The organism is Pseudomonas sp. JDS28PS106 (genome assembly GCF_036706555.1).
Taxonomy (GTDB): Bacteria; Pseudomonadota; Gammaproteobacteria; order Pseudomonadales; family Pseudomonadaceae; genus Aquipseudomonas.
The window spans coordinates 1-19,523 of record NZ_JBAJGT010000006.1; the positions used below are offsets into that span (position 1 = coordinate 1).

Annotated in this window: 18 protein-coding genes; 7 read left to right on the forward strand and 11 right to left on the reverse strand. The window is 53.2% G+C overall.

All coding sequences use genetic code 11. The features are described from left to right. The 3 genes from TRP66_RS11340 to TRP66_RS11350 all read left to right on the forward strand — a co-directional run. Window positions 1-94, forward strand: a 94-nt coding sequence (locus tag TRP66_RS11340; RefSeq protein WP_333399869.1) for an IS3 family transposase, incomplete at its 5' end; no start/stop codon positions are given. 45 nt (window positions 95-139) lie between these two features. Beyond that, a complete protein-coding gene (locus tag TRP66_RS11345) occupies window positions 140-1,315 on the forward strand; it encodes an AAA family ATPase (RefSeq protein WP_333401767.1) in 1,176 nt (391 codons plus the stop codon). Further along, on the forward strand, window positions 1,312-2,052 hold the full coding sequence (locus TRP66_RS11350; RefSeq protein ID WP_333401768.1) for a hypothetical protein: 741 nt from the start codon (window positions 1,312-1,314) through the stop codon (window positions 2,050-2,052). The genes TRP66_RS11345 and TRP66_RS11350 overlap by 4 nt, the downstream gene beginning before the upstream one ends. A 412-nt stretch (window positions 2,053-2,464) precedes the next feature. Here the strand turns inward: TRP66_RS11350 and TRP66_RS11355 are convergent, their stop codons facing one another. Then, window positions 2,465-2,713 (reverse strand): hypothetical protein, encoded by a 249-nt coding sequence (locus TRP66_RS11355; protein ID WP_333401769.1) that lies wholly within the window; start codon window positions 2,711-2,713, stop codon window positions 2,465-2,467. Between the two features lie 655 nt (window positions 2,714-3,368). On the opposite strand from TRP66_RS11355, the gene TRP66_RS11360 reads away from it, so the two are divergent. Further along, entirely contained in the window at window positions 3,369-3,641 is a 273-nt protein-coding gene (locus TRP66_RS11360) for a hypothetical protein (protein WP_333401770.1), read from the forward strand. Between the two features lie 86 nt (window positions 3,642-3,727). Beyond that, complete coding sequence (locus tag TRP66_RS11365) at window positions 3,728-4,021, forward strand: hypothetical protein (RefSeq protein ID WP_333401771.1); 294 nt, start codon at window positions 3,728-3,730, stop codon at window positions 4,019-4,021. A gap of 96 nt (window positions 4,022-4,117) precedes the next feature. Here the strand turns inward: TRP66_RS11365 and TRP66_RS11370 are convergent, their stop codons facing one another. Genes TRP66_RS11370 through TRP66_RS11380 form a run of 3 tightly spaced genes read right to left on the reverse strand, consistent with a single transcriptional unit; the run spans window position 4,118 to window position 8,426 of the window. Next, entirely contained in the window at window positions 4,118-5,455 is a 1,338-nt protein-coding gene (locus tag TRP66_RS11370; protein WP_333401772.1) for a transposase, read from the reverse strand. Next, entirely contained in the window at window positions 5,455-7,467 is a 2,013-nt protein-coding gene (locus tag TRP66_RS11375; RefSeq protein WP_333401773.1) for a transposase, read from the reverse strand. Before TRP66_RS11375 ends, TRP66_RS11370 begins: the two co-directional genes overlap by 1 nt. Then, a complete protein-coding gene (locus tag TRP66_RS11380; RefSeq protein ID WP_333401774.1) occupies window positions 7,464-8,426 on the reverse strand; it encodes a hypothetical protein in 963 nt (320 codons plus the stop codon). The genes TRP66_RS11375 and TRP66_RS11380 overlap by 4 nt, the downstream gene beginning before the upstream one ends. 685 nt (window positions 8,427-9,111) lie before the next feature. Here TRP66_RS11380 and TRP66_RS23580 point away from each other — a divergent pair. Continuing rightward, complete coding sequence (locus TRP66_RS23580; RefSeq protein ID WP_442965192.1) at window positions 9,112-10,767, forward strand: TnsD family Tn7-like transposition protein; 1,656 nt, start codon at window positions 9,112-9,114, stop codon at window positions 10,765-10,767. Between the two features lie 70 nt (window positions 10,768-10,837). Here the strand turns inward: TRP66_RS23580 and TRP66_RS11390 are convergent, their stop codons facing one another. After that, entirely contained in the window at window positions 10,838-11,227 is a 390-nt protein-coding gene (locus TRP66_RS11390; RefSeq protein WP_333401775.1) for an antitoxin Xre-like helix-turn-helix domain-containing protein, read from the reverse strand. 194 nt (window positions 11,228-11,421) lie between these two features. On the opposite strand from TRP66_RS11390, the gene TRP66_RS11395 reads away from it, so the two are divergent. Further along, on the forward strand, window positions 11,422-11,847 hold the full coding sequence (locus TRP66_RS11395) for an FAD-dependent oxidoreductase (protein WP_333401776.1): 426 nt from the start codon (window positions 11,422-11,424) through the stop codon (window positions 11,845-11,847). A gap of 271 nt (window positions 11,848-12,118) precedes the next feature. Here TRP66_RS11395 and TRP66_RS11400 read toward each other — a convergent pair whose 3' ends face one another. From TRP66_RS11400 to atpD, 6 genes are all read right to left on the reverse strand, one after another. Continuing rightward, entirely contained in the window at window positions 12,119-13,237 is a 1,119-nt protein-coding gene (locus TRP66_RS11400; RefSeq protein ID WP_333401777.1) for a TniQ family protein, read from the reverse strand. Between the two features lie 153 nt (window positions 13,238-13,390). Further along, window positions 13,391-15,226 carry a glutamine--fructose-6-phosphate transaminase (isomerizing) gene (glmS, locus tag TRP66_RS11405; RefSeq protein WP_333401778.1) on the reverse strand — a complete coding sequence of 612 codons (1,836 nt, stop codon included), beginning with the start codon at window positions 15,224-15,226 and terminating at the stop codon, window positions 13,391-13,393. A gap of 9 nt (window positions 15,227-15,235) precedes the next feature. After that, complete coding sequence (locus TRP66_RS11410) at window positions 15,236-16,003, reverse strand: DeoR/GlpR family DNA-binding transcription regulator (protein ID WP_333401779.1); 768 nt, start codon at window positions 16,001-16,003, stop codon at window positions 15,236-15,238. A gap of 184 nt (window positions 16,004-16,187) precedes the next feature. Further along, the gene (glmU, locus tag TRP66_RS11415) at window positions 16,188-17,555 is read right to left on the reverse strand and encodes a bifunctional UDP-N-acetylglucosamine diphosphorylase/glucosamine-1-phosphate N-acetyltransferase GlmU (RefSeq protein ID WP_333401780.1); all 1,368 of its coding nucleotides are present in this window, start codon (window positions 17,553-17,555) and stop codon (window positions 16,188-16,190) included. 111 nt (window positions 17,556-17,666) lie between these two features. After that, window positions 17,667-18,092 carry a F0F1 ATP synthase subunit epsilon gene (locus TRP66_RS11420; protein ID WP_333401781.1) on the reverse strand — a complete coding sequence of 142 codons (426 nt, stop codon included), beginning with the start codon at window positions 18,090-18,092 and terminating at the stop codon, window positions 17,667-17,669. A gap of 44 nt (window positions 18,093-18,136) precedes the next feature. Continuing rightward, a complete protein-coding gene (gene atpD / locus TRP66_RS11425; RefSeq protein WP_333401782.1) occupies window positions 18,137-19,513 on the reverse strand; it encodes a F0F1 ATP synthase subunit beta in 1,377 nt (458 codons plus the stop codon). Window positions 19,514-19,523 lie beyond the last annotated feature (10 nt).

Sequence of the window (19,523 nt, forward strand, 5' to 3'; positions counted from 1 at the left end):
GGATTACATCCACTACTACAACCATGAACGTATCAGCCTCAAGCTCAACGGCCTGAGTCCGGTACAATTTCGAACACAGGCGATGAATTTTTAACGTTTCTCGTCCAACTTTTGGGGGTCAGTCCAGACTGGGAATCTTATGATCGTAGGTTTTAGCGTTAACGGCTTCAAATCACTAGCCAACTTTAGTCTTGACGAAAAGACGGGACTGGGTAACTTTACTTGCCTCGTAGGATTAAACGGGGCTGGCAAAAGCAGCGTACTTCAACTTTTAGACTTCGCCTCCCATCTAATGCGCGGCGACGTTACCAATTGGCTATCAAAACGCGGCTGGAGCGTTTCGGACTTGCATTCAAAACTGTCCAATAGTTCCAACATTATCATCGGAATAACGGTAAGGGTCAAAAGCGGAAAGCTTTTTTCGTGGATCGGAAGTTTCAACAGGAGCAGCCTCTCCTGCACACTAGAGAGAATATTTGAAGCCGAAGGCGAATATATATTTAATCTTACGAGAGGCCGATACTCCATACTTAATACACAACCATCTAAGATCGAGTTTAATTATTTCGGCTCCATCCTTTCTGCGCTAAAGGATGACGTATTAAATCCGGAAATAATTGAAGTAAGAAATGCAATATCAAACATTAGATCGTTAGAACTCCTATCCCCTCACCTAATGAGAAACTCGTCGCGAGAAGCCGCGACAGACATCGGCACCGGTGGAGAAAAGCTTTCTCCTTATCTCTACAATATAAAAGGCAAAGAACGAGAAAGACTCACAGAGCTATTGCGAGAGTTCTACCCTGCCGTAGTAGACTTTAAAGTTAAGCAGGAAAGAGCCGGCTGGAAAAAACTATCAATCATTGAAGAATTCAATGGGGAGATTGTTGAAACTGAAGCCAAGCACGTTAACGATGGGCTGCTCAGGATATTGGCGATTCTTGCTCAAGCGGGATCGGGCAATGCAACACTTCTGTTTGATGAAGTTGAAAATGGAGTTAACCCTGAAATCGTAGAGCGCCTTGTTCATTTACTACAGAATACAGGTCAGCAAGTTATCGTCACCACACACAGCCCAATGATCTTAAATTACTTATCCGATGAAGTAGCTGAGAAATCTGTACATTTTGTGTATCGTACATTTGATGGTGGCACCAGGAGTCGGCCGCTGTTCAGCATTCCGAGAATGCAAAAAAAACTAGCAATAATGGGCCCTGGCGAGGCATTTGTAGATACAAGCCTAACTAATCTCACTAGTGAGTGTGCAAAGCTCGATGCGGATGAAAGTTCTAATTTGGAAAAGGGTGCTAAGTGATCGTAGTGTGTAGTGGTGAAGGGGTAAGCGATCTCGGGGCATGCATTAATCACGCAGGGTTCTGCCAGGATGAGATGTATAAACTAGGCCCCTTGACATATGTCATTGACTGCATTATCGAAGAGGTGATGCAGTATAGCCCATTACAGACGCATCTCGGTACCTACAGGTATTACAGTGAAGCATACTTAACACAGCGCCTTGCAGCAAAGAAAAATGAGCGGCGCGGCTTCGTCTTTGCAGGGCGTAAACACGGAGTGGAGACTGGGCTCTTCTTTTTCAACGCCTTAATGCTTGGCGAGATATCGAAAGAGTTAGAAGCGGCAGAAGGCGACGTCGCAGTAGCAATACTATTCAGAGATTCCGATGGTACTAACAGCGATCCGAGCGATATCTGGGAGCAAAAAAAAACCTCAATTGAAGAGGGCTTTAGGCGTGCCGAATTCACAAGAGGAGTTCCGATGGTACCGAGGCCAAAATCTGAATCATGGTTCATATGCGCCGCGAAGGAGAATCCATATCAGCATTGCGCTGACTTAGAGGAGCTTTCCGGTAATGATAAATCCCCAAATTCTGCCAAGAAGATGCTTAGCACCATACTTGAAGGGGAAGCTACTAACGAGCGTCTGTTAACTTGGTTAGAAGCCAATGGAATGGACTGCAGAAAACTTGCAGAGGAAATGCCAAGTTTTGCGAAATTTTATGAACGACTAATCAGCGTTTTACACGCAATATAACAAGGATTGGCGGATGCTTGTTTATTTGGCCGACGGTCTTCCCGATCGTCCAATGTCATCCGCGGCCGCTCTTACCGCCTCCTAACTGACCTTGCTTTTCAACCTGAAACGTCAGCTCTATAGCTGCAGTCTCCAACTCACCCTGATGTTGGTAGATTCTCTCCAGCGCTTCCGATCATACCGCTCTGATATCACGTCGCCTCCGCTCCATGTATGACAAGAACAGCGCTGCACTGAGCAAGCGAATGGCACGTCAAGGTTTCATCGAAATGGTGGTAAGACTAATTCTGAGGAAGCAAAGGATTTCGCGGCTATGGCCTTCCTGACCTATTTGGCACCTACAGCAGGTGTCACAGGCTCGGCGCCTCTCCCAGGCCAGAAACGTCTCCAATCCCATGTCAGTCCCATACGGTCATTTCTTGGATGCTAAAAACCACAAACCACCGATTTTATCTAGGAAAATCAGGGGGTTGTGTTTTATGAATGTGGCGGTGAAGGAGAGATTCGAACCCTTATTACTTAAGACACCCACCGCATCCCATTCAGTATCCACGCAATGACTGCTTTTGGCCGAGAGCTGCCGGTCTGTCATTGTTGGGCGTAGGATATCCCCAGTGCCCTTAGGGTCGAGATTGGAGCTTGCGCAGAATGAACGATTCATTGCATACAACCGTGATATGCCAGGACCCAGGCGACGGTAGCGGGGACCTCGTTATCGAACTCACTTCGGATGTCCTAGCAGCACTGGGCGTCCGTCTGGGTGATTCGCTGAGCATCGTTCTGGCCGACGAATCCATTGTTCTGAAACCGGTCCATAACGTAGACACGCAAACCTGAAACAGCTTCAACCATAGCAGACCTACCGGTTGCTCGAGGTTGCAGGCACTCTTGACAACCTGACTTCGAACAGCGTCGTATACAAGCGTCATTGGCGCATGGGACTTGGGCGATAAGGGCGATCGCGTCCGCGCAAAATATGCGGACACCATCGGCCTCAGTGCTGGAGTTCGGAAAGCGAGTTCGGTGGACGCTTACCTAGACGTCGTGGTCCACTCATTCACATTGTAGAGGTGACGGCGGCAACGTCTTGCCTAGCGCTCCATCTCTTCCCAACCGTGACGCTTATCACCAAACCACCCGCAGCCGCACGCCCTTATTAATCACTGTCTGAATACCTCAACGTTTATCGGAAGCGAGCAAAATCCCTCGTCTCCTAGCTTGAAAAAGCTCTATGACCAGACTTGACTCGGTTTACTGACTCATCAAGCAGGGCCGCCACGGGGAAGGCAGCTCAGCGTCAAAACAGGGAAGCGGAGATGAACACGCTGATCGAAGGTATCTACAGCAACAGTCTAGTGGCAGTTTTCGAAGCGGCCTTCAGGCTTGGTTACGACCCATACGCGCTTGCGGCCCAGGCGAAAATAGACGTTGCGAAGCTCCTCAAATTGTCACCACTCATATCGAGTGACGGCCCGAGACGAGTCATCGACGAGTCGCTCCTGGTTGCGAGAATTGTCAATGAGCGGTGGCAGCTTCATGACTCTGATCTCCCAAGTCATCAGGATGACGAACCGAAATGTCGCCCGTGACCAACAGGTATATGCCGTCTGACATCGGATCCGGCGAAGACCTATCAGATCCCGGCTGATGTCTCGACAGACCGGAGGTGCAATTCATGGCAGATAAGGAGCGCCGGTTTTCAATCCACGATCTTTTGGTCGCGTTGCTTCGTGATCAAAACATCCACGAAGGTCATTGGGGCCTCACAGTTCAATTTGAAGCCAAAGGAGCAGTGGTTCCCGTACTTGGCAGGCCTGGAGAAAATCTGCCAGGCCTAGCCGTTGCAGTATCCGGAGTGACGCTCATACCTGCTCCTGAGAACGAGAGCAGTGCCGTGGATGCTTCCGTGGTAAACCCGCTGAGACCAGCTCAGATTAGAACACGCGCAAAAGCAAAGACAATTCAATAACCTGTTCGAAACTGCAGCCCCCAGGTGCGGGAAAAATTTGGCTACTTGTGCACCGGCCACAGCTTTTTGCCACGGGCAGTGATTACCAACACCCCTTCACCGCTTCTTCGGCTTTTTGGGTTCTCCAGAATTGTCTATGTAATCGAAGAACGCTTTGGCCTGCTCGACATCGCTGAGCTTTTCGGTAACAGCTCGAGGCGGACGTTTTTTTGATTCCACTGTACCAGGAACCTCGGTCTGTTTTTGCGCGAGGCGCTCTTTCTCATTCAATGCAGAATCAAATACCTTCGATATTACTCGCTTATCACGCTCAGTCGTGACAAATTTGACAACATTGCTCAGATGAGCGGCTGGAAGCTTGAATGGGCAGTACAAGTCCAGCCGCTCCTTTTGGCGCTGACCATTTAACGAATGCCTATGCAGCTCCTCAACCTCGCTGGCATTACTGGTATAAGCAGCAGAGCAGTAAGCCCGTGTCAGATCCGAAAATTCAATCCAATGTCGGCCGATTTTCCGGGCTTCAATGTAGGCCTGCTTCAACAAATGTATCACAAATCTCTTGATACCAAACGTGCAACGGTATACTTCGCCAGCAAAGTCGACAGTCCCCGGCCGAATAGCCCCTTTACTTACTCTAACACATTCTTGAATATAGTCGTGCCAGTCTTTGCTGTGAGGGTCATCAGGTAACATTATGCGCGGATCAGAAAGCAGACGCTGTTTATCCTCACTGTTGCGTCGCAGCAGCTTATGCAACAAGCTATAGTTACCAACAAAGACGGCAGGGGGGCCAATGGAGGACAGATTCAAGATTATTTCGGTAATCTTAGCTGATCCCAGGCCGGTGTTGATGTGTTGAGTTTCATCGAGCATCACCAGCGAGACCGCAAGCGCGTACGCGCGCCTTCGAGCCTCCAGCAAAAACTTCGATAAGTCACCTACTGGGCGATCCGCATCCGCAAACATAAACTCAGCGAGGAGACTTTTTCCGCTCACTTTTCCCCTGCCGCTTGCATACCAGTGCGAGGTCAAGGTCACCTCACCCACATGATGAGACGTATGGAACGCAACCGGCGGTGGCATAACTTTCCGCAAGGCTGCCAATGTTCGGCTTTTACCGATTCCGGCCAACCCCGTCAGACAGACCGGTGAAACTTCGATCTCCGGTGGAGTATAGATTCTAGAGATGTAGTCAAGCTCACTACTAAAGATATGGCAATGGTGCAAGTAGGCCCGATGAACCATTTCATTAATGAAATTTAGAGTAAACTGATTGGGGATAAATATTTCTTTTAATGTGGATGAAAATACTTCTGCCGCTATGAGTGGATGCAGGTTTTCCAGCGAAGGCACAGGCTCGGGTCTGACAGTGATAATTCGGCATACGTTTTCCAAATTCAGGCACGTATCGAAACGATGGCTAATAATGTCCATTACTTAGCCTTCCCAAGAAATCGCCAGTAATCAGCCATGTCACGTTGTGACCCACCGGCCTTGGGGACAGCGCCAGATTTTCTTTCGCCGGCATCCCATTCCTGTCCCGTCTCTCTTTTATACTTATCCCTGAAATACTGTTGTCCGGCCAGGCGCTCTTCACGAAATGAGGCTGAGCTCTCGCGTCTGATCCGATCGATGTCCTGCAAATCCCTTAGCGAGATGTCAACTTCATCGTCTAGGGTACGCTGGGAGCGAACCATGTCGAGCGTATATAACACTCCTGCAACCTCTATCCAAATGTGACGGACACACATAGTTAGCGAGTAAACGCAGGTTTGAATCACTCCTGCTTTAGCCACCCGATCAAAAATCCCAGTCTCGACCAACTCTGGAGACCTGTACTTTCTTCCATAAAAATATACGGCGTCCTGACGAATCACAGCGGGGTGCGGGGGAACCAGGAATTTCTTAACGGCCTCCTCAAAATGCATACCTATAGACGAGTTGCGACCACGGCTATTCCAATAGTTCCACACTCCTAGTGGAGAAGGTTTTACCCCTGCCAGATACATAGTTTCCTCCATCCGCCCGCTAGCATCAGACGTCCAGTTGTTGTCTAAAACTTGGAAAATCTCACGCTTAGCCATTTCGACAAAATTAAGCCGGCTGTGGAAATAGGTAGGCTGGTCCAGAGTTTTTTTATCCCTCGGATGAGAAGACTCAACCGAGGCCTTGGATTGCCCTGAGTAAACCGGGGTATGCTCAAATGTTCCTAACCAGTTTATCTGCTCTTCAACTTCCAAGGCTGATCCCGGCCCACGATCAAATATTATGCTAGCTGATAGCCCCTCGCATGGCCATTGGTCCGGGGTTATTGTACAACCAAAAAATTCGCAGAACTTCACCTTGTTGACGGCCATCGAAAACAGACACATTAGGTAGGCTTGCAGATTCTCTTTTCCTTCTGCGAAACCAATACCCACTATCATCCCGGAAAGAGCACATACGGCGCGAACCACACAAAAACTATCTACAACGCTGCCCTCCGTCAGGCCTGATAGCTTCTCCGAAATATAATAACCATCGAACTCTATCGTTTGATTCACATTTGTTAGACGCTCAGCAAAGCTCCCCGAATCGCCGGACTGAGCGCGAGTCTTATGTGTGCCTCTTACCGCGATGGAACGAGTCTTGGAATCGAACTGCTGTTTAATCCAATACTTAATCTGATGACCTGAGGGAAATGGCAAACCATCTGGATGTCGAAACGTGAAATTTCCATCTATCTCAGTAGCTACACATCCAAACTCTTTGGTCAAGATCTCGCGGTAGATAGTAGTCCACGTTTTATAGGGCGATTTATACCTTACGAATCCAGCGCCAATCTTTTCCTTCATCCGCTCATCGCAGCGATATCCCGCATGCTTTCCTCTGGGAGAAGGCCTGCCAAGCTTTCTCAGCCGGTTCGGCCCCTCGCGACTCCATGCGCCAATGCGATGGAGTGGGGGCATCAATGCCCATTTGTTATGCCCGAAAGTCACGTATGTATAAAACCAGAGGCGTAAACGTGCTGCGTTTTGTTGAGGGGTCTGTGATTTCGCATGAGCATTAATGACGGCATCAGGGTTTTCGCTAGTCAGCACTTCGCGAACACGTTGGACCAGATCAGCAATTGCGACGAAGCGGCGGTTGACCTTCTGGTCGTAAGATTCCTTGGCCGATACACGGCACTGTTCAAGGTGTGATACAGCAATGCCTTGGATAGGAGCTAGCCAAGGTGGCAATTTAGGTGCCGATGGTTGTTCCTGGATAAGCCCTAATTCTAGGCCCTCTTCGAAATCAATGGTCGTAAGAGTCATCAGAAACGTCTTTATCTCTTTTCCATCATCCCTGAATTCGAGCAGCCGAACTCGATTATGCAGAGGGTCATTCATAAGGAAGTAATAAGTAATTCCAGCCGAGAGAGCGCCGTAACCCTCGGGCACGACTAGCTGCGCGCCCACGATCACAGGCTGTGCTCCTCAAAAAACGAGCTGAAAACGTCAAGCAAGTCGCCATCTTCTGTGTCTAGGGGATGGTCAATGAGAATTGGCTTGTGGAAGTTAACTACTAGTCGTCTTTCCCAAATATCCTGATAAATACGGGCGATGAACTGGTCCGGAGCCCCCCAGCATCTTCCGTACCGTAAAGCCACGTAAGCCACAGGGTCACCACACCGAACAGCATGTGCCACATCGGCACTAAAATCCATAAGCAATCGGTCGGAGTGGGTGAGCGGCAAACCATGCATCCCGAAGACCAGGTCAAGGTTCGCGTGCACCGTACTGGAAACCTGATCCAGTGACAGTTGCTGCGTCCGAATCCCGGCGCTGGCGTAATAGGCTCTTTCCAGCTCAGCACGCTGCTCTGCATGGTCCCGATCCTTCCTTTGCTGAGATGGCGTTTTTGCACTGGATAGCCGGCGCTCCGCGAATGCAGCACTGCGGTCTTTGATGCTCCAGTTCACTGCGAAAGGTTTGCCATCGCAGTTCTGCAGATAGAGTAAGAGGTCACCTTGATAGGGAAACGGCATCCTTCGCCGTACTCCGTCAGCCATGCTTACCGTTATCTCGTGATGCTTGAATCCGATTTCTTTGGCAATTTCGGTGGTGCCACGAACCGGCGGGGGAAAAGTGCCATACGTCAGTGGGTGCCCCCTAAGCGGATGACTCGCCGAGTAAGGCCACAGCATTTTTTGCTCATGCAGATCAAAGAGCAGGGGGCAGTGAAGGGCAAGCTGGGTAAACACTCGCTCGGGCGTGGAAAGTGCATGAAGGGCGCGGCCCAACTTTCGGCTGTTAAGCCGTGTGATACGAGATCCCTTAGGCGCTTCCCGAGGGACCGCTAAGGTAGAGGGGATATATACGTCCCCCCATTGGAACCGTCCCTGACGATTCATGATCAGGTCAAATCTTTGTTGCAGATTCATCCAAGTATTCCAGTTGTCTAGGAAACGTGCTGTCGCGCTGCTGGGGATAAACAGCACAACGTTCCGCAAAATCCCTTGCCTGACGGGCAGGCGTCTCCAGCCGGCGCTGTGGATAACGCTCGGCTTCTTGTGGATGAGCGAAACCGTGCAGGACTTGACGTCCTACATCCAAGAGATAGACAATGGAATGGTCAGCCGCTTAATCTGACTTATCCACAGGGGCCCAAGGTCGCACTTGGGCTTTTGTCTATCCGGTCTCAATGGCTCTATGCTTACTAGGCTGCCGTCACGGGTGTCTCCTCAGGCTGTGGGACCAATTCTTTCAGCTGCTCTGACCAAAACGGCTCGCTGCCGTCCAGAGCAAGTCGTTCATGTTACAGCCGTTAGTTGTGCACTGACAACGAAAAAAGTTTGCCGTGCGGTCCTGGCAAGCGAAACGTACGAGCGTTAACGAAGCAGGCCCTCCACAACTTTCTAAATAATATGCTTCTAGAAGCATATTTAAGTTACCAATTCATATTTAGCGTTCTATACAGTTTATCGTATATAGCCTGTAAATAATTGCCGGCCACCTTAATCTGTTATAATTTAGCAAAATAAATTCGCGTTTTATTATTCCCTTTAGTACCTACATTTTGCTTTTTAAACGCTCTATGATTTAAAAATCCTTAGAGGGGGTTTACGGATGATAGCCGGCTCTCAGTCCACCCAAAAACCAGGGTGTCCCGTCCTGCGCTGGCTGAGGGATGAGACCTTTTACAGCGTTTGTAGCCGTCAGCATTGCTACCTTGGCAGTTTTGATACGGGCTCTACTTCCGCTTGGCTATTTGAATCGTCTAATGCGAATACCACTCATGATTTTCCTTTCAACCTCAATGCCTTGAACAGTCGCGCCGCTACTGCATGGGGTAGCCCTCTGACGATAATCCTTGAGCACACGATTCTTCCGTTCTTCTTCCCTTTTCAGTCGTCAGCAAGAATTCGAGATTCATTGGACGTTCTCGGAGGATCCAAGCTCGGCTCTCTGAAATATCGGCTTGGCTTGCTAACCAGCCGTTTTGGTGCCGACCATCCCTTGAAGGCTTGTACCGCATGCATGGCTTCCGACCGCATCACTTACGGGACCGCATATTGGCACCTGTCTCACCAATACCCTGGGGTTCTGCTTTGCCCGGTCCACCACATCCCTTTAAGAGAAAGCAAAAAAAACCGGCAATGGTCTGGCCGCTTCCAGTGGTCTCTGCCAGCTGAAGCGGTCCTGGCACGAGCCCCTTGCACCAATCTGCCCGCTGGTGTGCAAGATGAACTCGAACGCTTGGCTCAAGCAGTGTTAGAGCTTGCAGCCATCGGTGTCACAAACAATTTCAAGCCGAACCTAGTCCGGGAGGTTTACCGGGAGGCTTTAAGCAGATGTGGGCTGCCCCGTTCAGGACCCGTTAGCGCTGCTGCATCCCTCTCTCACCATACGTCGCAGATGCAGCCCTATCCTCCGCTAACCGCGCTGCCGGTTTCCACATCAGGTGCAGCCACATGGTTAGATCAAATCAGCCGCATGCCTACTGGACACATACACCCCCTGAAGCACTTAGTAATCATCACTTGGCTTTTCGGGGGGCTGGGACCATTCATCAAGGCCTACGGTCAGTTAGAGGAGGCGCGTCAAGAGAACTCTGAAGACACCATGTCAACCATAGTTGAAAAGCCTCGTAGCGCGGATCAGACCTCGACAGCTATCCCTTTTCCCAGCGCAAAGCTTCGACCTAAAGTCCTAAAAGGGGACACGCGATCATTGATTTTGGCCAGGCTCGCGACGGGTGAAAGCAAGAGTTCCATATGTGCTGATTTCAGAATTACTATTTCGACGGTTAATAAGCTGCTTCGGTCTGAACCCATTACCCAGGAATCATGGATGACTCACCACGAAGTTTCCCTCCGGGCTCAGAGAAGGTTTCTTTGGGCGGCGGCTGTTAAAGCTAATCCTAATGCAGGAATTAGTAGTATCCGGTCAACCATACCCAACGTGTATGCTTGGCTCTACCGTAATGACAGGGATTGGTTGAAAGGGCAATCCAGAGTACTACCTGTTCAAAGACAGGGAAACAATGCTGGTGTTGACTGGCAAGCACGAGATACTAATCTGGTTGAAGCCATAACCTTGGCAATAAACTCTCAACTTGGAATCGGAATGAACAGGGAGTTCAGCAGAGAGAGTTTGAATCTGCTTGTTCCATATTTGTCAAAAGCTCTCCAAAACGCCGAACGTTACCCGCGTACTAGAAAACTCCTCCGACAGCTAAAGGACAAACCGTCCTCACCCAGCTACCAGCATGGCGATAACTGAGCGTGATTCATCGACGCCCATGTCTGCCGCATTAAAGCATGGTCCTTTTGACCCCGTCCGGCGTAGCCCTTTACGTATCACCGAGGTATCTCAGGTGATCAATGCGTTTGAAGGTCTCGTAAAGAGAAAGCATGTCCCCCTGGGACATCACCTCCAAGGGCGAACGACCATCGAAAAACGTATTGTCATTCTTAAGGCTCGGGAAGCCGGTGACATTGGCCGGATTGGTGAACGCTGTCCGGAGCGACGCATGTATGCCCAGTACCATTGCAATGCGTTGCTGCTGATCGAGATCAAGTCTCCCTGCTACGCCGTTTCTCGAGGCACGGCGAAAGGTCGACTGGGAGATCCTGAGGATCTTGCAGGCCTGAGCAGGTGAGGCATCCCAAGCATCAATGATCCGAAGCGCTACTCGCAGCCCTACTGATACCTGCTCCTTAGCCAGACGCTGGTCAATCATTGTGCTCTCCTACGTTGACACTGCGTCGAGTCTACACCTGGTTTCGCTGACGCTCGAACCGTTATCGTTGTAAGCGTCTGCTGAACACACCGTCAGAATCCCCGGATTAAGGGCGATGGTGTCCACCCAAAGATAAGTGGACACCATCGTCCTTTATCCGTGCCACGCCCGGAGATGCCATCCGGCTGATTGCAGTGCATGACCTGGAACCGCTGCATACATGGAGTCGGGCCAATGTGCTGCTCGTCGGGGACGCCGCGCACGCGCCGTTGCCGACGTCGGGGCAAGGAGCCTGTCAGGCGCTGGAAGACGCGTGGCACCTGGCCCAGTGCCTGGACAGTGCAAGTGGAGGTCTGGAAGAGATCTTTCAGGCATTTGCGAGGATTCGTGCTCCTAAAACCGCCAGGCTGGCAGAACAAGGTCGGGTTTTTGCACGCGGGTTGTTCGCTACAGACCCTGAAACCTGTCGCCTCCGCAACGATAGGGCCAAGGCGTCCGACTCTATGCATGACGTGCGGGCCCTGGCAGCCGGATGGGGACAGGATTTACCGATGCCTGGTAACACTGGCAGCACGTCGGTGCCGGAGGGCGGCTCCGGCAGCCTATACCGCATTGAGTGATACGGCCTGGATGCCGCACCGATAGAATTAATGTTCTCAGCGACGAGAGCCAAGCGGCTAGCTGAGCTAAACAGGCGTTGGACGCGGTTGTCTGTTTTTTAGCAAACGCCGCTTACACGTCCGGTCGGCTTGCCGTTGAGGTTCCGTCCCGATTCCGGCTAAAGGAACCTCCTGCCTCGTCGAAATGGATAAAGCAGGATTTGACCTGTCTGTACCGCCGCCTTCCCGTCTAGATACCCGACTTCCATGCGCCCCTTAGGGGCGGCCTATATTATGACTGTCGGGGAATTTCGGGCAAAGCGTTGAAATTGGGATGCGACTGCTTCTTTTCCTTTCCCTTGATAAGAGAAAAATTGCAACATGAGTAGATATTGACGCGGAATCTGTGAAAATCATCATGCCTTTTCTCCATTGATGAGAGTGGACTAGGAAGCGGAGAGGACCATTTTCCTGTTCCGAGAGCATAATCTTCTTCTACAAAATGAGCAGACTCCACTCCCCCTGCCTGATAAGTATTCCAAAGCGCATTGGTCGGACGACCTTCCCCAACCAGCGATTTCAGATCCTGCGCGAAGTCATCATAACTCTCATATAATGTTGTAATGGCATCGATAATTACCGTGGCAGCTGTTCTTACGATCCTCGCCTGGCGGATCAGTCGTTCACTCTCAAGGATCTGAGCTAAAGTGCTCAACGACTCAGCCTGGGACTCGATCAGTGACTTTGCATCCCCTTCGTAGAGAAGAGCGGCGGATGAGGCCTTACGCCGCAACACACTGACAGCCTGTTCATCAGGGATGTGATGCGGTGATGTGCAGAGCCTTTGATAAACTTTAGCTCGTCTGAGCGCCAGCAGATCTTCGTTAGGGACGGAACACGCCTCGGCAAGATGCCGTCCACGGCACTTGCGCCACATCACCTCAGGTCCATGACCTAGGACGGTAAAAGGCCGGTCGCAAAATGGGCATCGACTTAAGAGCTCGACGTTGTGTTTGTAGCATACCGTCACGTGTGGGCTCGTGAATCGGCTCCAATAAGCAAACCCTAGCCTCTGGAAATTCTCCCTGATGCAATCAGGACAATAGGAAACGGCTCGCGAACTAAAACTTTCATTGAGAGACACGTACTGCTTCCCGGAGTACGAAATGTCCCAGTCGCTTTTTATGACGTAGGTTGCGGCCATCAGGGTGTGGCTATGAATAAGCCTGTTGAAGCCATAGCAGCCTGCCCAGCCAAGCGCTTTCGCAAGACGCCTTACGTTTTCAGTCCTTATGGCGTAGTAGGTCGCTAGGTCCTCAAGAATTTCAGCTTGGTTCATTGACCAATTGACAAAAAAGCTTCTCCGGACATAGGAGGTGAGCGACTCATCAGGCTGAATTTTCAAGAGCATCACAACCGCCAATGCAGGGCTTTCAGATCGAATCTGAAAAGGGGGTAAGGCTGATAGAGGGCTGCGGATAGCCCCCCTTAACCAGCGACAGTTTTTATTCTTTAGCGACAGTTTTTATTCTCTAAGATCAAGCTCCAAGCCGCCTGTGGATAATTACTCCACCGTCACCGACTTCGCCAAGTTCCGCGGCTGGTCCACGTCAGTACCCTTGAGCACGGCCACGTAGTACGACAGCAGTTGCAGCGGGATGGTGTACAGAATCGGCGCCAGCGCATCGATGATGTGCGGCATCGCGATAACGTGGGTGCCTTCGCCGTTCTTCATTTGCGCCTGTTCATCCGCGAATACAACCAGTTCGCCGCCGCGCGCGCGCACTTCCTGCAGATTGGATTTGAGCTTTTCCAGCAGTTCATTGTTCGGCGCTACGGTGACGACCGGCATGTCGGCATCGACCAGCGCCAGCGGGCCGTGCTTCAGTTCGCCGGCGGGATAGGCTTCGGCGTGGATGTAGGAAATCTCCTTGAGCTTGAGGGCTCCTTCCATCGCTACCGGGAATTGTGCGCCACGGCCCAGAAACAGGGTGTGGTGTTTCTCGGCGAACAGCTCGGCCACCTTTTCAACGGTGCCATCCATTGCCAAGGCTTCTCCCAGACGAGTCGGAAGACGGCGCAGTTCCTCGACCAGTTCCGCTTCGACACCTTCGTCGAGCGAGCCTTTGACCTGGCCCAGCGACAGCGTTAGCAGCAGCAGGGCAACAAGTTGGGTGGTGAATGCCTTGGTCGACGCAACGCCGATCTCTGGGCCAGCCTGGGTCAGCAGGGTCAGGTCGGATTCGCGTACCAGTGAGCTGATGCCGACGTTGCAGATGGCCAGGCTGCCAAGGAAACCGAGTTCCTTGGCATTGCGCAGGGCCGCGAGGGTGTCGGCCGTCTCGCCGGATTGCGAGATGGAGACGAACAGGGTGTCAGGCTGGACCACCACTTTGCGGTAGCGGAACTCGCTGGCAACTTCGACCTGGCAAGGAATGCCGGCCAGACCTTCGAGCCAGTAACGGGCGACCATGCCGGCGTGGTAGCTGGTACCGCATGCGACGATCTGCACGTTGCGCACCTTGGCGAACAGCTCTTCCGCTTGCGGGCCGAACGCGTGTACCAGCACCTGCTGTTGTCCCAGACGACCTTCCAGTGTGCGCTGCACGACTTTGGGCTGTTCGTGGATTTCCTTGAGCATGAAGTGGCGGTATGCGCCTTTGTCGGCCGCTTCAGCGCCTTCATGGTATTGCACGGTCTCGCGCTCGACCGGCGAGCCGTCGGCGGACCAGATCTTCACGCTGTCACGGCGGATTTCGGCGATATCGCCCTCTTCCAGATACATGAAGCGGTCGGTGACCTGACGCAGCGCAAGCTGATCGGAGGCCAGAAAATTCTCACCCAGACCCAGGCCAATTACCAGCGGACTGCCGCTGCGAGCCGCTACCAGACGATCTGGCTGGCTGGCGCTGATGACCGCCAGGCCATACGCGCCATGGAGCTCCTTGACCGTCGCTTTGAGCGCCTCGGCCAGATCCGGATCGGTCTTGAGCTTATGGTGCAGCAGGTGGACGATCACCTCGGTATCGGTTTCGGATACGAAGACGTAACCCAGTGATTTGAGTTGCTCGCGCAGCGCTTCGTGGTTTTCGATGATGCCGTTGTGGACAACTGCCAGTTCATTCGCGGAAAAATGCGGATGCGCGTTCCGCTCGCAGGGCGCGCCATGCGTGGCCCAACGTGTGTGAGCAATCCCCAGACGACCGACCAGAGGCTCGGCTGCGAGCGCCTGTTCCAGTTCACTGACCTTGCCCGAGCGGCGACGGCGTTCCAGTACCCCGTCATTGCTGAAAACGGCTACACCCGCGCTGTCATAGCCGCGATATTCGAGACGCTTGAGGCCTTCAAGCAAGATGGCTGTGATATTACGTTCTGCAACGGCACCGACGATTCCACACATGATGTTCTCCTAGCTGACAGCGGCACAAATCAGATTGATACCGCGGGCTTGTATCTGGTCGCGTGCTTCGAGTGGCAGGCGCTCATCTGTAATAAGGGTATGGATGCCGCTCCAGGGCAGCTCCAGATTGGGGATTTTGCGGCCGACTTTGTCGGCTTCGACCATGACGATCACTTCACGGGCCACTTCAGCCATCACCCGGCTGAGTCCGAGCAATTCGTTGAACGTCGTGGTGCCGCGCTCCAGATCGATGCCGTCCGCACCAATGAACAGCTGATCGAAGTCGTAGGAACGCAGCACCTGCTCGGCAACCTGCCCTTGAAAGGACTCGGAATGCGGATCCCAGGTGCCGCCTGTCATCAACAGCACCGGTTCATGCTCCAGGTCCGTCAGGGCCCTAGCGACATGCATCGAATTGGTCATGACCACCAGCCCGGGTCGTGAGCCCAGTTGGGGTATCAATGCCGCCGTGGTGCTGCCGCTGTCGACAATGATGCGGGCATGTTCGCGAATACGTTCGGCGGCCGCTTGGGCAATCGCTTTCTTATAGCGCGAGATCGGCTGCACGGTTTCGTGGATAAGCTCTTGCGGAAGCGTCACGGCTCCACCGTATCGCCGCAGCAGAAGCCCGTTGGTTTCCAGGGCAGCCAGATCCTTGCGGATCGTGACTTCCGACGTTTCAAAACGCTTGGCCAGATCATCCACGCTCACCTCGCCGCACTCATTCAGGAGAGCGAGGATGTTGTGGCGACGTTGTGGCGTATTACGTTTCGACATTGGCAACCTAAGTTTCGATACGAAAGATAACGAAGCCAATCAAAACCTATTCTCCTGAATCCGTCAACAGCGTTCTTACAGATTCAGTTCCAAGCGGTCCTGTGCATAAGCAAAATGAGGTGGATAAAAAAATCCCGTGTGCCTGTGGATAGCGCTCACGGGATCTTTTGCAGCTGTAGGTAACTTATGGCTTTTTGATCTTGACCGGGCGCTTCCAGCCTTCGATGTTGCGCTGGCGCGCTCTGGCTACGCCCAACTGCTCGGCAGGAACGTTCTGAGTGATGGTCGATCCAGCGGCGGTGGTCGCGCCGGACGAGATATCCACAGGCGCAACCAGCGAGTTGTTTGAGCCAATGAAGACGTCTTCACCCAATACTGTCTGGTGTTTGTTTGCGCCGTCATAGTTGCAGGTGATGGTGCCAGCGCCAATGTTGGTACGAGCGCCGATTCGGGCGTCGCCCAGGTAGGTCAGGTGACCCGCTTTGGCGCCTTCGCCCAGATGAGCATTCTTGAGCTCGACGAAGTTACCCACATGCGCCTTCGGTCCCAGCTCGCTGCCAGGGCGCAGACGGGCAAAAGGACCTGCGTCACTGCCCTCGCCCATCACGGCGCCTTCGAGATGACTGTTGGCTTTCACAACAGCGCCCTTGCGCAGGACGCTGTCCTTAATCACGCAGTTGGCGCCGATAATCACGTCATCTTCGATGATCACTTTGCCTTCCAGCACTACGTTGATGTCGATCATCACGTCGCGACCGACAGTCACCTCGCCTCGTACGTCGAAACGCGCCGGATCACGCAAGGTCACGCCTTGGGTCATCAAGCGTCGAGCTTCCCTGAACTGGTAGTGGCGCTCAAGCTCTGCAAGCTGACGCCGGTCGTTGGCGCCCTGAACCTCCATCGGATCCTGTGGCTGAACGGTCGCGACCACGAGGCCATCGGCCACCGCCATTGCGATGACATCGGTCAGGTAATACTCGCCCTGGGCGTTGTCATTGGACAGACGACCCATCCAGTCGGCGAGGTGCTTGCCTGGAACGGCAAGAATCCCGGTATTGCCCTCGGTAATCGCTCTCTGGGCGTCGGTCGCATCCTTGTGCTCGACAATCGCTTGCACGCGGTTCTGCTCGTCCCGAACGATACGGCCATAGCCGGTCGGGTCCGCCAGCTCTACCGTCAGCAGACCGATCTGCTCGGCAGAAACCAGTTCGAGCAGACGCTTCAAGGTGTCGACCTCGATCAGCGGAACATCTCCGTAAAGGATCAGCACCGTGTCGGCTTTCAGATCAGGAAGTGTCTGAGCGACTGCGTGGCCCGTGCCGAGTTGCTGGGCCTGCATGACGAAATTCAGGTCAGGCGCGTCGAGGCGATCACGCACCGCTTCCGCACCGTGACCAATGACGACGTGAATTCCATTTGGGGATAACTGACGCGCGCTGTGGATAACATGACCGAGCATGGAATTGCCGGCGACCGGGTGCAGCACTTTCGGTAGCGCCGAGCGCATCCGGGTACCTTGGCCAGCGGCGAGAATGACGATATCGAGGGACATGACTGGACTACCAACTGAGCGGCCGGGAAAGCCGTGGGCGGGGTAAGACTGAAAAAAGAAAAAGGGTAGCCGAGGCTACCCTTTTTCTCAATCGCATCCGAAGTGACGGGATTAACCGCCAAACTTCTTGCGAATCTGCTGGACGGTGCGCAGCTGAGCTGCAGCCTCGGCCAGACGAGCAGTTGCGGAGCCGTAGTCGAAATCCGCGCCTTTCTCGTTCAGGGCCTTCTCCGCAGCCAGTACGGCTGCCTGAGCAGAGGCTTCGTCCAGGTCGGCAGCGCGTTGCACAGTATCGGCAAGCACCTTGACCATGTTCGGCTGAACCTCAAGGAAACCACCGGAGATGTAGAACACCTCGGTGTCTCCGCCCTGCTTGGTCAAACGGATCGGGCCCGGCTTCAGATCAGTGATCAGCGGCGCGTGGCCTGGGGCGATACCAATATCACCCAGGTTGCCGTGCGCAATCACCATCTCGACCAGACCGGAGAAGATTTCCCCTTCCGCGCTGACGATGTCGCAATGGACTGTCATAGCCATTTGCTTGCCTCAACCTGATTAGCGCCCGTTGCCGGGCGCCAGGATTACAGTTTCTTGGCTTTCTCGATCGCTTCTTCGATGCCGCCAACCATGTAGAACGCCTGCTCTGGCAGGTGGTCGTAGTCACCGTTGAGGATGCCTTTGAAGCCAGCAATGGTGTCTTTCAGGGAAACGTATTTACCCGAAGCACCGGTGAAGACTTCAGCCACGAAGAATGGCTGGGACAGGAAGCGCTGGATCTTACGAGCACGGTTAACCAGCTGCTTGTCGGTTTCCGACAGCTCGTCCATACCCAGGATCGCGATGATGTCCTTCAGCTCTTTGTAGCGCTGCAGAACATACTGAACGCCACGAGCGGTGTCGTAGTGTTCCTGGCCGATAATGTTCGGGTCCAGCTGGCGCGAAGTCGAGTCCAGTGGGTCGACCGCAGGGTAGATACCCAGCGAGGCGATGTCACGGGACAGAACGACGGTGGCGTCCAGGTGAGCGAACGTGGTCGCTGGCGACGGGTCGGTCAGGTCGTCCGCAGGTACGTATACGGCCTGGATCGAGGTAATCGAACCGTTCTTGGTCGAAGTGATACGCTCCTGCAGGGCGCCCATCTCTTCGGCCAGGGTAGGCTGGTAACCTACTGCGGAAGGCATACGGCCCAGCAGTGCGGATACTTCGGTACCGGCCAGGGTGTAACGATAGATGTTGTCGACGAACAGCAGAACGTCGTTACCTTCGTCACGGAACTTCTCGGCCATGGTCAGGCCGGTCAGCGCTACGCGCAGACGGTTTCCTGGTGGCTCGTTCATCTGGCCGTAGACCAGAGCAACCTTGTCCAGAACGTTGGAATCCTTCATCTCGTGGTAGAAGTCGTTACCCTCACGAGTACGCTCACCCACACCGGCGAACACGGAATAACCGCTGTGCTCGATGGCGATGTTACGGATCAGTTCCATCATGTTTACGGTCTTGCCGACACCGGCGCCACCGAACAGACCAACTTTACCACCCTTGGCGAACGGGCAGACCAGGTCGATAACCTTGATGCCGGTTTCCAGCAGGTCGTTGCCGCCTGCCTGCTCAGCGAAGGACGGTGCTGGACGGTGAATACCCCAGCGCTCTTCTTCACCGATCGGGCCCGCTTCGTCGATCGGGTTGCCCAGTACGTCCATGATCCGGCCCAGAGTCGCTTTACCAACCGGCACGGAAATGGATTTACCGCTGTCGTTGACGTTCAGACCGCGCTTCAAGCCTTCGGTCGAACCCATCGCAATGGTACGAACCACGCCGTCGCCCAGCTGCTGCTGAACTTCCAGGGTGGTTTCTGCGCCTTGTACACTCAGCGCGTTGAAGATGCTCGGTACGCTATCGCGTGGAAATTCCACGTCGATCACGGCGCCGATGATTTGAACGATACGTCCGCTACTCATTAGCTGGTTC